We start from the raw sequence: 12,198 nt of genomic DNA, 5'->3' as shown, positions 1-12,198 counted from the left end.
CTCCAGGCTTGTATCAAACCCCTGGTTGAAACACCAACCTAAATAACTATCCAATGCATCACACGCCTGGGCCGATAACGGCACAATGCCATCACTCCCCCACTTTGCCCCCTGAATCGAGATAGACCGATTGTCATAATCACCCACATTTCTTGCCGCCACCTCATTCGCCCGCAAGCCATGCTTCAGTAACTCAAAAATAGCTCGATCCCGTTCGTAGGTTTCTCCCCGAAACGTCAAAACCTCTTCCAAAGACTGAATGATCGACACCTCCAAATCTTTCACCTGCGCAGGAGCCTCCATTACCTTTTCCAGACTCAACGCTGGGTTGTATTGAATCAACCGCTTCACCGTCAGCCACTTGAAAAAACTCTGAATTGTCGCCAACGCCTGATTGATACTGGCAGGAGATAATGGCTGATCTAACGTGTTGGCTTTGGTCGTCGTTTTGAGGTGCGTTTTGTATCGGGTTAAATCCTGTTCTGTAACCTCAGGCCATCCTTTCCTAGCTAACCACCGCTGAAACTGACGCAGCTGTCGCGTATAGGTTTTCTTCGTCCTCGGTCGTAACTCCCGATCTTCTAGAAACCGATCCACCCAATCCGGTTCACGAGTTACCTCAGGAGCAACAGGATTTTTCGCCTTCGACTGTCCATCTTGGAACTCAATAAACGTCGGTTGTGGATCAGGTTTAGCCATGGGTCACTGTGACATTGGTGCTAGAGTATCAAGTTTGTTTTCGAGACGTTTTACAGCTGAATGAATTTTAGAGGATAGGCGTTTGTAGGATATCAATTGCATTCTCCAAGGCTGTTGCTGCCGCTATCAGTTGAGTACGTACCTTAGTCAACTGGTTCCGTCGCTCAATTCCCGCTTGGGCGACAGTATGTCGCGATTCTCCCGTCTTCCCCAAATGAATGTGACGCACTAATCGCTGCTGTGTCTGAGGCTGAAACATTTCCCGATGAGCTGCCAGCTTGTTATACCAATAGGTGCCATAGGGCCGCTTTACTGCATAGGCATGTACTTCTGTTCCCTCTGGAGCAATATATTGTCCGCCGTAGCTTTCTTCAAACTGAGTCATCTGCGTTTCCAACTCAGCCATAGACGCTTGCAGTGCTTCCATCAGTGCCCTAAGCCCTAGAGATTCCATATCCTGAGGACACCCTCGCTGTCGCAGCATCAATGTCGCAGCCGAGCTAGCCGACACTGACACCGCTGTAGACCCTTGAGATTCAGCTGCCGCTACTTGAAGTTGAACTGTTTCATTATTTCCATCCAATTTGGCCAGCTCTGAACATGCCCCTAAGTTGGGACATTGAGACGCTACCAATCCCGGTGTTTGAGTAACAGTTTCACAGGAGAAACTAAATGGGCAGTACTTTCGAGCCATAGCTTTATTCTAGCTATCTACTAAAACTATTTAGCTAGAACTAAGTCTGAAAGATGGGTGCCCCCATTGAGCACCCAAAGTAATGAATCGTTAGGTCTTAACCAAGCTATGCGTTTTTCACCCGATCCTTAAAGCCCTTACCTGCAGAAAAGGCAGGAATCGTCGTCGCCGGAATCTTGATCACTTCACCCGTTTTCGGGTTACGCCCATCCCGTGCCTTGCGGTCCCGTGGCTCGAAACTACCAAAGCCGATCAATGTTACTTTTTCGCCATCTGCAACGGTATCCATGACAGTCTCAATGGTGGCTGACACGATATTGTCGATGACATTTTTAGAAAGGTCAGTGGAGGTTGCGACCGCGTCAATCAATTCACCTTTGTTCATAGCAAACCAGCTTAAAAAACAGGCTCTTGTTTTATCACAGCTCTAAGTGAGACACAAGCACTTATTTTCTGAAGAAAGTCAGGTTCGGTACCCTATAGATAGGTTTTGATGGGTTGCTTAATATCTAGTAGACATCATTGATTAGTGGCGCTATCATTACCATAGTTCAAATGTATCTACGGCTGTCATAACGGTATAACCGATGAAAATGCAGGCGCTGAAACAACGAGTTTGGAAAATCTGGAGCAAGCTAAATAGCTTCCGAGGCGAGCTTGTTGCAGTGCCGCAGAGCTACGTAGCCGAAATTAAAAGTTTTGGTGATCGTCGATATAAGAAGACCTGGGTGAAGGCGTTGGCACGTCTCCAAGCAATCTATCTACATCGGAACTGTTTAGACGCCTGGATGTTAATTACCGAGAACTTTAATTTCACTCCAGACCGTTGGGATTATGAGTTCCGCTACGAGATTTTAGATGAGTTCCTGCAATATTCAGACGGTCTGGAACTTATTAAAACAGGGCTAGAACAGATTTTCACATCGACCGATTTCACTGCTGACGAACAACAGGAAACAAGTCGCAATGGCTTTTTTGAACTTTTGGCGGGAAGAGAAGGACAACATCGAGGGCTCAGCCTCTCAGTTGGATCTATCCGGCAACTCGCAGGAACTAATACCGCCGCGTGAGCGGGTAACTGGAGCAATTGTCTTTAAGCGTTTCACCAAATCCATTAAGGATAATGGCGGAGCTGGTGACGTGTATCCAGATGTGATCGCAGCCGAGACTGACGAACTATTCGGCTGTAACGTTGAAGAACTCTACAGGGGGACTGGTGGTAAACCAGGCCGACGTGACACGCTACCCCAACCAGCTCAGGAAGCCTACATGGTTAACGAGTCGATAACAGCTAACGAGCTTGAACGCCTGATCGGTACCCTTGGAGGTGAGACTCAAGAGGAAGTAAACGACCGCATTGTAGGCGTTACACGTCAGCAAGCCAAACAAACCCGTAAGTGGTTACCTTGGTAATCTATTAGAAATAGTTCCGTCTAAGCTACTAACTTGATGCTTAGCCCTGGCTATTGCCAGGGTTTTTTATAAGCGATAGATTCTGGAGAAAAGCTGGTATGAGCGAACAGCTGCAAACGACGTTAGAACGTATTGCTGAACAACAGGAGGCAAATAGGAATGCGCTTTCAACCCTAATTGAGCGTCAAACCCAGAACGAAGCGACTATTACACGGCTACTTCAAATAACGGAACATCTAGCCCCACAAGGGCTCGAAAATATCAACCTCTCAGTGACCTGAGTAGTGATGTATAAGTCTGTAATCTGCTCCTCTTGAAAATAAGTTAATTCGCCAAGCTAATTACTAGCAGAACAGTAGATAGTCTGGACCTTCATCGACGTCGCTTTCAACAATGCAGTAATAGCCATCAGCAGTGGACCAAATGTTATCCAGGAGTGCACTAAATTGACGTTTCAGATCGTCTTCATCGGTGTGCTTGAACGTAAGTTGATAGATCCAGCCGCCAATATCCTCTTTTCTAAGTCCCAGCTCGGAAAAATAAAGGAGTTCCACCATCTCCCTAACAATTTTCTCATTACGAGCAATGAACTTACTGTTCGGCTGAATATTTAAACTGATTGTGACCTTTGTGGTTTCCATATCGCCAGTTTTCAGACTCTATGACTTCCGAATACTATAGGCTGAAGGTTAAGTGCAGGTGGGTTATGCCCATCATGGCAGTAGTTGTATCTACAATTTCCTTATCGCTGTGATGTGCCGTATGGTTTTTTACAAAAGGGGAAGAAACCTAAGAGCTGGTTATATACTTGATCAGTAGTCTAGGTCGTTGAAAGTCAATTGGTATGAGTGAAGAGCTACAAGCGACGTTAGAACGTATTGCTGAGCAGTAAGAGGCGAACACGACTGCGATCTCAACCCTTAATCGAATGTCAAACCCAAAACGAAACGACCATTGCACGCTTGCTTCAAATGACGGAGCGTCTAGCACCTCAAGTGATTGAAAATACCGAGCGTCTAAATGACCTTGGTCGTAGTGTTTGATCCTGCAACCCCGACGCTAACGAAAATGGGCCATAAGGCTACATCGCTTGTATAGCCTTATGGCCTTTAATTTTTAGCAAGCCGCAGAAATGTACTAATAAACAGACAAAATATCCCTAGTCAGCAGCGATTACTCCGGTTATTTGAACGAATCCATACTCTGAACCACCCAATTCCTCGATCAAGGTCTAGGGGGCTGGAAGTCTATGTCAGATAAATAATCTTATTTGACTTACACTAAAAATAACACTAAAAATATTCTGCTAAATTTGAGCTATCATAGCCCTTGAAGTCAGAGCGTTTCGCCCCATGCTTGATATGGTGGTTGGCTGATTGCTGATTTATGATGGTGGGTAATTCCAATCAAGTAGGCGATGGCAGCCAAAGATCGATTTCATAGTGCGGTTAAGATTGCCCTTGAAAAAGAGCAGTGGGTAGTTACGGATGACCCACTGCGATTGGAAGTTGGTGGCACAAAGTTTGAAATTGATTTAGGGGCTGAACAGCTATTAGCTGCAGAAAGAGGAACAGAAAAAATAGCGGTTGAAATTAAGACCTTTTTAAGTGATTCGCCGCTGACGGATTATCATGCAGCACTGGGGCAGTTTTTGAATTATCGGCTGGCTCTGGAGATGAGTGATCCAACACGTGTTCTCTACCTAGCCTTGCCAGTGACTGCCTATGAAGCTTTCTTCAAACGTGAGTTCGCACAGATTTCATTAGAGCGATATCAGATCAAACAAGTTATCTATGATTCTACTCAAGAGGTAATTGTGCAATGGATACCCTAGAGGCTTGTCGGAATGTTATTCAATCATTGTTAGCTGATTATGCAACTGTTCCAATCGCTAATGGCGAGATTGAATGCTACACGGTTTTTGATATTCAGCAGGATCATTATCAGGTAATGAACGTGGGGTGGGATGGGCATCGTCGTGTCTATGGCTGTGTTTTACATCTTGATATTAAGGATGACAAGATTTGGATTCAGCAAAATATGACGGAGATGAAAGTAGCTCAGGAACTAGTGAATCGTGGAATCGAAAAAGAAAGCATCGTGCTTGGTTTTCAGGCCCCTGAGGTGAGGCAATATACGGAATATTCTGCAACAATCTAAATGATGTCTTCCTTCAACAAGCCAAATAAGCCGTCAGCAAAGCAGCAGCTACAGTTCCATTGCGCGTCGCAGGAGATCGATCTTCAGTTTTGTCAGTGGCCTGAGACTCGCTTTGAGCTAGTCAATGGTCAGTTTTTAGTTGGGGGGACGCTAGAGGGTACTCGATGGTTGCTAAAAGAAGCGCTATTAGGCTGGGGGGTGGATGCGGCGATCTCATTTGCTCCCCTTGACCAGTGGTGGGACGCGCTACGACGGGCCCACGATCTAGATTGCAAGAGTGAAACAGACTGGCTGGTCTGGGCTGACTCGTTGCCGCTATCTGAGGATTATCGTAACTCTCCAAACCAGCCGCTGGGGTCTAAGTATGCGGGTCAGCATCGGTGGGTGCGCGAGCATCTACAGGCTGTGCTTAGGTCTGCGGTTAGCCGTGCCAAATTGGGCAAATGCTCGGGACCAAACTACGGCATGCAGCTGGGTCGGGATATGCTAACGCCTGACCTGCTGATGCTAACTGTCCAGCAGCTGTCGCAGGATATTTTCCATGATTACTATGTTGAGATCCCGGCCCATCTTGTCATAGAGATTGTGTTACCTGAGCAGCGCGAGGTGGATGAGAAAGTGCGCCGAGTGATGTATGAACAGGCTCAGGTAGCCCACTACTGGACGGTTGACCCGGTTGAGAAACAGTTTCAGTTTTGGCGGTGGACACCCGAGGGTTATCAGCCTGGTCAGCTGGACTCTGACGGTTGCTACAGAGGTTTGGAGTTCATGAGCTTTAGTCCAGAGATCTTTTGGCTGGGGTACGAGCAAGATGTTTTGCCTTACACTCAGACGCTGCCGGCTATGACTGCTGAAGAACAACCAAGCCAGTGGACGATAGAGCAGATGCCGGGAATGGAATTGGGCTACGGTACGGTGCCATTTCGCCCGATAGTTAGCTTAACAGCTCAATCTATTAGTGTCGAACAATTTGTGTCGTGGTGTCCGGAGACAAAGCTGGAGGGGCCACCGTTTCCGCTACTGGGTGGGGAAACGGGGACTCGAAACGCGATCGCAATGGCGCTGATGAGTCTGGGTCTGGTTGAGACGGTGAAGCTAGTTGCAGGCTATGAGTGGGTGCGATCTCTACGGCAGGTAGCCCGATATCAGCAAACGGACTCTCAACGTCGCGAAATCTGGTGGCAGCAGGCTAGAGACGTTGCTGCCGGGCTTAAGGCCGAGCATGGTATCGGTGGTGTTGGTGTTATCGGTGCGCTGGTTGAGGATAGGCCGCTTAATCGGTGGTCGCAGATTCATTTAGTGATCTGGGATGTACCGGAAAACTTTAAGCTGTGGCAGTTCTGGCAGACGTTGCCCCAGAAGCTGCCGTTTGAGCTGACCGAAGCGGTGCGTGCAAAGCCCGGAGAGTGGCAGGAGATTTCTGAACAGATGCAGGTCCTAGAGGGGGGGTGGCATGGGTACGGTCCTCGTCCTCAGGAACGGATGACATTTCAGTGGGTAGAGCCTGATATTTGAGCAGTGTCCCAGATTTGGTCTATCACAGTAATACGAGGTTAGAGAACACTGATGACTGCCCGGAAGCCCCCTTATTTTTCCACCGTTTATCAGCTCAAGATTACCCTCCGAGATGTTCGTCCGCCCATCTGGCGGCGCGTGCAGGTACGTGCCAGCGAACATTTAGAGCATCTACACTATGTCGCTCAAATCTCAATGGGGTGGACGAATTCTCATTTGCATTCCTTCACGATTCAGGGGGTGGAATACGGCGTCCCGATGCCTGAGTTGGGCTTTGACGATCTGGGATTAAAAGACGAAAGCAAAGTCAGGCTGGGGAAGCTGATTCCGGGTGAGAAGTTTAAGTTTTTCTACCTCTATGATTTTGGCGATTCGTGGGAACACGAGATTTTAGTTGAAAAGGTGCTGAAGGCCGATCCTGAGGTTGACTATCCTGTCTGTATTAAGGCTAAGCGGGCCTGTCCGCCTGAAGATTGTGGGGGGATTTGGGGCTATGAAAACTTCTTGGACGTCATCCAGGACCCGCAAAATTCTGAACATGAAGAAATGTTGGAGTGGGTTGGGGGAGCGTTTGATCCGGAAGACGTTGACCTGGATGAAGTGAATCGTGAACTCAAGCGTATTCCTGACTGGAAGCGTCTAAGTGTTGAGCTGTAAGGGGCAGGTGTTCCTATGCCAAGACGTGCCGATCCAAAATGTATCGCTTGCGCTCAGTTGAGTGCTGAAAAGGCGCGGCAGTTACACGGGGTCCAGGGCGATAGCTGCTGGAACGAGAGGCGATGTCACAGGAGGCGGTCTCACTATCGCAACCGGCGTGAGCAGAATGAAAAACGGCGGACGAACTATCGACAGCAGGTAGCTCAGAATCAGTCTGATAGTCGTGCCGAAACAGTCTCGCTAGCGGTGGCTGAGACGTCAATTCCCTATGCGAATTTGTATATTTGGCGGGAGAAGCGGAAAGATGCACCGGTGCATGCGATCGCAGCCTCAGTCATCCAAAATGACCAAAAAGTACTCGAAGTAAAACCCATCCACTGCGCCGGATATCGTAAGCGTCAGCTGGAGCGCTACATGGAGCAGAAAGTAATGCCATATTTGAAAGAACGCTTTGGCATTACCCACTTTTCCAATGAGATTCGATTAGAACCCATTGAGTGTCCCCTCAAGGATTGCCCCTTGAAAGAGAGTTTTGAATCTGGCGGAGTAGTAGATGGTTAATGTACGTCAGCTAAAGCTGGATCTGGGCGGTGCCTTTGAGGATGCGGCGGATATGCCGGAAGAGGCCAATATTCTGGAGCTGTGGCAGCAGTTTGAAGTGGTGATGACGGAACTACCGTGGCGGGAGCAGCTGCGAATGGGTGGGGAGGTATTGGCTCGGCTGGCGGAAATTTGTGAGGCGAAGTCCGAGGTGTTGTGGGACGACTGGCAGGATGCCAACAATAGTGATGGGCCAGTGATCGATGGGGACTGGTTGCGGGGACTAACGCGGCAGACTCAAGAGATAGATTTTTCGGAATTGGTACAGCGGTCAGGGACTCGTTCTGCTAATGGGCAAGACGATATAGCGGATAATGACTCTATTGTGGGTGAGGTGGATAAGGAAGCAGTCTTATCGTTGGTGGATGAGTTGACGATGGAGGAGGCAAAGGCAAAAGCATTGTCGGTGTCTCATGCTGAAGATTTGTCTGCTTGGATTGCAGCCATTACTTCAGTGCAAGGACTGTTCCCCCTACGATTGCTTGATCTGCAGGAGCAATTGCAGATGCCTCTCATAGAGGTTTGGATTGCAGCACTGTTGGGTGGATTTAGGTTGGAGCAGCGAGGTAGTTTTTATGATGTTGAGGCGGTTTGGCTAAATTTGGCGACTGAATCAATTTAGCGACTTGCATAGCTGAAGTAACAGCTCCCTCGTGTAACCCATCGCCGAGATAAGCCCCTGCGTAATATGTATTGTTTTCGCCATTGGTTTCTAGAATCTGATCGCGATAATGAAACGACTCAGTTGTATAAAGCGGGGTGTGATGTTCTTGGATGTGAATGATTTTGTTCTTATCAATCAAGCTTGCCATATTAAAGGCGAGGCTGTAACATTGGCCTGATTTGATGTCACAAAGCTGATTCAGGAAAGCATTGTATCCCCAGCCTTGAGCGGTTTTGAAAAAGTCAAATTCTGAAGGTTGAGCAATGCCGTAGGGTTTATACATGGATGTGTCTGCATGGAGAAATGTCCGTGCATAGTTTGGTTGCCAACGTTCGAATCGCCTTGTTTCGGCTGGGGTGGGATCGGCCAATAGCTTTATAACCTGATCGGGGGGTGTTGCGAATACTACCTTTTCAAAGGATTGTTGATTCTCTGAGAACTCTAAGGTGATACCATCTGATGTTCTTGTGATATTTTTTACGATGGCATTTAGAACAATTCTTCCCCTAAACTGTTCTAAAATTTTCTCAATGTAGGAATAAACACCCCCCTGAATTCTGAACCATTTAACAAAAATATATTGACGCAGGGCTGGAATGGCTAGCTCTGCTGGAAAATTTTCAATGAGTTCATAGGGTGTGGAATAGCTGTACATGGTCAATAGTTTCAGCCAAGCATTACGTTCACAATCTTGCCCCAAATGCTGGCCTATAGACTGATCATAAAAGTCTTGAATTTTGGGAAACTGCATACGTACCCAAAAGCCAGCGGAACGGGCGTATAAGGTATCTAACCGCAGATATTCTAAAAACCTCTTTAGACCCGTGAAATTTCGGCGGATCATGGTTCCTGAGAGAATATGATGACCATCTGGAAAAAATAAACCGGAGCCAATATCAACCGGTTCTAGTTCAACGTTGAGCCTTTTCATTAGGGCCAAGAAATTATGAAAGGCTGACGGAAACTCCAGTACTCCATTTTCTAGGACCTGCTCACAATCTAAATGGTTAGGTCTGACGTTTTTGTTGAGGGTACGTATGTGTCCTCCCAACATGGGCTGTTTTTCAAAGACCGTAACATGATGTCCTTGTTGATCTAATAGATAGGCGGTCACCATGCCACTGGCACCGCCGCCAATAATTGCAATTTTCATGGTCTTAGCCTTTGCCTAAAATGACATCGCCCGACAGTCGCTGATAAAGTAATGCTCCCGTCCAAAACGTGGGTGCAAACCCTGGATAACCTGAAGAGGCATTACAGAAGTAGAAGTTTTTCAAGGAACTCCGGTGATCTAGCCGTCCTGGGCCCATGTTTTTGGGTGTCAGGCTCGATCCATAGGAATTGCCGCTGGGGCAATTACAAAATCTTTCATTGGTGGTGGGGCTGCCCGTAATCTTGAAGACTAGATGGTCTCTGATATTGGGTACGTACTTGTCTTCGACAATATCGAGAATTTGGTTGAGGATTTCTTCTTTTTTCTGGGTGTAGAGTTTGCGGTCTTGCTGTAGTAAACTCTGAAAATAGTCATAATTTGCTACGGTGAGAAACTCGATAATCTGACAGTCTTCAGGGCAATCTCGCTTCGTATCTGTCAATAGTGTGGGTGTGGTGATGGCAAAACTGGGTTTAGAGAAATCGTTATATACATACATTCGTTCAAAGGCTTCATTGAGATTGGATTCCTCCGTATGAAATGTATTCCACTTGCCAAAGCCGTAGTCTCGTAAGTCCAGGTCCTTGACCACACAGTAGGCCATAAAATTTGAAGGGGAGTAGTCATAGTCCAGTTTCTTCTGGATTGCTTTTGAAAACGTTTCTATACCAATCATTTTGGCAGCTTTTTTCGGGTCCATGTTGCAGATAACCGTGTCAGCCGTGAAGTCATGGGTAATGTGGGTATGGCGATCAATCGCCTGTACGCCATTAACTGTGTTATTAGTGACCAAAAAGTTCACCACCTCTTGGTCGCATAGAACCTTTCCACCGTTGTCATTGATCACCTTGACCAGGGCATTAATCACCGCCTCAAAATGTTGGGTGGGATAAAATGCGCCTTCTTGATACGCGGTAAATAGAATTGTCCAGGCATAAAAAGACAGCTGGTTGGGCGGCAGTAGAAAATCTGGCCATTGCAGGGCCAGCAGAGTTTGGGCTGCTAGGGGCAGCTTAAATTTGTCGAAAACGTCCTGTAGCGTACTGCGCACATAGCGAACCGTTGTTGCTACCTTGCCTAGTTGCAACAGCTCTATGGGCTGTACCGGGGGAGACAGGATTTTGAGCCCAGCCCGCACGGTTTGCACTTCGTCGATAAACTTCTGGATTGAGGGCTGATGGTCAGGAAACTGCTGCGTAAGTCGCTGTACCAGCGTTGCCGCATCTGAGGGAATATTGAGGCTATGGCCAGGCATTCTCATGTGGTCAAACCCCTCGGGATCGTAGCGTTCGAAGGTAATTTCCTGCTCTAGACCTAGCTGTTTTAATACCCGGTGAACCGTATTCCCTTCACCACAGTCCCAGACGTAATGAAGCTGGGCGTTAAAGGTGTATTTATTGGCCATGGTAAACGTATGACCAAAGCCACCGGGGTACTCATGGGATTCCAGGATTTGGACGTGTTTGCCAGTATTGGCCATGAGTGCGCCAAACACAAGGGCAGATAGACCGCTACCTACGATTAAGTAATCTGCTGCCATAGATTCTCCCCTCAACGCTGGATATTTGTAACCCTAGTGTTCAAGTGTGAGGAACTTATGAGGTCATGGGTTTTCTTGACTGAGCCATGGAGTACCCCCGGCGGAATCTAGAGACGATTGTTGCGTAGCCGTTGAATCTACACAACATCCTCAAACTGTCGAGTTAGTCTGAAGGCAAAAGCTGGGCTGGAACCATGCTTAGTGAAGTCTAAGCTCTTTGTTTCGGCGATGGTTGTCTTGGCTGGATTCAAGAAGAGTGTTTTCTGGAGAAAGCTATGAACGAACAAAAGACACTGCCTCCTTTTAATTTGCGAACACTGGAAATGTATCTAGTGGCCATTATCTTGGGTGCTGCCGCTGGTTGGGGGTATTGGTGGACGTCTCAACAGTCGTATCCTCCAGAGGATGTGATACCGGTTCAAAGTTTTGAATTATCTGATGCGATCGCAACGCTAAAATCATCGCTACCACCAGAGCTGAGTGCCGTCCTAACGGTGCAACCTCAGGCCTACTGGGTCAACGTTGTAAATCAGCAAGAAACGCTGATACCTCAACCACTGGCATTGGATACTCAATCATCTCCAGAAGAGAGGTTAACCACTGCTCTAGAAACTCTGCTTGTGGGCTCAGTCAAAATAGACAATGCGTTTACGGCTATTCCTAAAGGAACACAGCTCATGAGTTTGAGTATGAACGACAGGGGAATTTATATTGATCTTTCCCAAGAGTTTGCTGGGGGTGGGGGCTCTAGCTCAATGATTTATCGGGTGGCTCAGGTCATTTATACCTCAACTAGCCTAGACCCCGATGCCGCAGTCTATCTTTCAGTGGGAGGTCACATGATTAGTGACACATATCCTTTAGGAGGTGAGGGGCTTGTTTTAGATCAGCCTGTTACCCGTGAGACCTTCGCTAAAGATTTTCAAGGTTTTTGAGAAAATTACAGGAGAACATGTGATGACTGTTAACGAGCTAGCTCACGGTTCGCTTAAATTTAGGAAGGGTTGCCTAAATTATCCGGTGAGTGAGAGGTAGATATCATCCGAAGCCTTCAACAACTGCAGAATGCGCTGTTGCCGCTCAGATAAAGCAGAGAGAAAATA

At 47.3% G+C, this 12,198-nt stretch carries 16 protein-coding genes; 10 read left to right on the top strand and 6 right to left on the bottom strand.

The annotated features are described in order from the left end of the window. The 3 genes from IQ260_RS18695 to IQ260_RS18685 form a co-directional block, all read right to left on the bottom strand. On the bottom strand, positions 1-699 hold a 699-nt coding region (locus IQ260_RS18695; protein ID WP_193994619.1), incomplete at its 3' end, for a tyrosine-type recombinase/integrase. Between the two features lie 67 nt (positions 700-766). Next, entirely contained in the window at positions 767-1,393 is a 627-nt protein-coding gene (locus tag IQ260_RS18690) for a hypothetical protein (protein ID WP_193994618.1), read from the bottom strand. 106 nt (positions 1,394-1,499) lie between these two features. Continuing rightward, positions 1,500-1,778: an HU family DNA-binding protein gene (locus tag IQ260_RS18685; protein WP_193994617.1), complete on the bottom strand. Its 279-nt coding sequence runs from the start codon at positions 1,776-1,778 to the stop codon at positions 1,500-1,502. Between the two features lie 202 nt (positions 1,779-1,980). Here IQ260_RS18685 and IQ260_RS18680 point away from each other — a divergent pair, with 202 nt between their 5' ends. The 3 genes from IQ260_RS18680 (at position 1,981) to IQ260_RS18670 (ending at position 3,087) form a co-directional block, all read left to right on the top strand. Beyond that, the gene (locus tag IQ260_RS18680; RefSeq protein ID WP_193994616.1) at positions 1,981-2,463 is read left to right on the top strand and encodes a hypothetical protein; all 483 of its coding nucleotides are present in this window, start codon (positions 1,981-1,983) and stop codon (positions 2,461-2,463) included. Beyond that, complete coding sequence (locus IQ260_RS18675) at positions 2,420-2,806, top strand: hypothetical protein (protein WP_228016249.1); 387 nt, start codon at positions 2,420-2,422, stop codon at positions 2,804-2,806. Before IQ260_RS18680 ends, IQ260_RS18675 begins: the two co-directional genes overlap by 44 nt. Positions 2,807-2,904: 98 nt before the next feature. Next, positions 2,905-3,087 (top strand): hypothetical protein, encoded by a 183-nt coding sequence (locus tag IQ260_RS18670; protein ID WP_193994614.1) that lies wholly within the window; start codon positions 2,905-2,907, stop codon positions 3,085-3,087. 63 nt (positions 3,088-3,150) lie between these two features. Here IQ260_RS18670 and IQ260_RS18665 read toward each other — a convergent pair whose 3' ends face one another. Next, complete coding sequence (locus IQ260_RS18665; protein ID WP_193994613.1) at positions 3,151-3,447, bottom strand: hypothetical protein; 297 nt, start codon at positions 3,445-3,447, stop codon at positions 3,151-3,153. Between the two features lie 776 nt (positions 3,448-4,223). On the opposite strand from IQ260_RS18665, the gene IQ260_RS18660 reads away from it, so the two are divergent. From IQ260_RS18660 to IQ260_RS18635, 6 genes are read left to right on the top strand one after another with little or no spacing between them, the layout of a single operon-like run. Then, positions 4,224-4,640: a XisH family protein gene (locus IQ260_RS18660; RefSeq protein WP_193994612.1), complete on the top strand. Its 417-nt coding sequence runs from the start codon at positions 4,224-4,226 to the stop codon at positions 4,638-4,640. Further along, on the top strand, positions 4,628-4,966 hold the full coding sequence (locus IQ260_RS18655; RefSeq protein ID WP_193994611.1) for a XisI protein: 339 nt from the start codon (positions 4,628-4,630) through the stop codon (positions 4,964-4,966). Before IQ260_RS18660 ends, IQ260_RS18655 begins: the two co-directional genes overlap by 13 nt. Next, a complete protein-coding gene (locus IQ260_RS18650) occupies positions 4,967-6,481 on the top strand; it encodes a Uma2 family endonuclease (protein ID WP_193994610.1) in 1,515 nt (504 codons plus the stop codon). It abuts the gene before it with no gap. Positions 6,482-6,532: 51 nt separating this feature from the next. Continuing rightward, positions 6,533-7,138, top strand: a complete 606-nt coding sequence (locus IQ260_RS18645; RefSeq protein ID WP_193994609.1) for a plasmid pRiA4b ORF-3 family protein — start codon at positions 6,533-6,535, stop codon at positions 7,136-7,138. Positions 7,139-7,153: 15 nt separating this feature from the next. Next, entirely contained in the window at positions 7,154-7,699 is a 546-nt protein-coding gene (locus IQ260_RS18640; protein ID WP_193994608.1) for a hypothetical protein, read from the top strand. After that, a complete protein-coding gene (locus IQ260_RS18635) occupies positions 7,692-8,360 on the top strand; it encodes a hypothetical protein (protein ID WP_193994607.1) in 669 nt (222 codons plus the stop codon). Before IQ260_RS18640 ends, IQ260_RS18635 begins: the two co-directional genes overlap by 8 nt. Here IQ260_RS18635 and IQ260_RS18630 read toward each other — a convergent pair. Together IQ260_RS18630 and IQ260_RS18625 are read right to left on the bottom strand one after the other, a co-directional pair. Then, a complete protein-coding gene (locus tag IQ260_RS18630) occupies positions 8,287-9,555 on the bottom strand; it encodes an FAD-dependent oxidoreductase (RefSeq protein ID WP_193994606.1) in 1,269 nt (422 codons plus the stop codon). The two genes, IQ260_RS18635 and IQ260_RS18630, sit on opposite strands and share 74 nt — an antisense overlap. A gap of 4 nt (positions 9,556-9,559) precedes the next feature. Continuing rightward, positions 9,560-11,095 carry a phytoene desaturase family protein gene (locus IQ260_RS18625; protein WP_193994605.1) on the bottom strand — a complete coding sequence of 512 codons (1,536 nt, stop codon included), beginning with the start codon at positions 11,093-11,095 and terminating at the stop codon, positions 9,560-9,562. A gap of 275 nt (positions 11,096-11,370) precedes the next feature. Here IQ260_RS18625 and IQ260_RS18620 point away from each other — a divergent pair, with 275 nt between their 5' ends. Then, the gene (locus tag IQ260_RS18620; protein ID WP_193994604.1) at positions 11,371-12,030 is read left to right on the top strand and encodes a GerMN domain-containing protein; all 660 of its coding nucleotides are present in this window, start codon (positions 11,371-11,373) and stop codon (positions 12,028-12,030) included. Positions 12,031-12,198 lie beyond the last annotated feature (168 nt).

The organism is Leptolyngbya cf. ectocarpi LEGE 11479 (genome assembly GCF_015207065.1).
Classification (GTDB): domain Bacteria; phylum Cyanobacteriota; class Cyanobacteriia; order Phormidesmidales; family Phormidesmidaceae; genus Leptothoe; species Leptothoe ectocarpi.
Note: the sequence above shows the minus strand (reverse complement) of the source record. Positions and strands in the feature narration are given on the sequence as shown.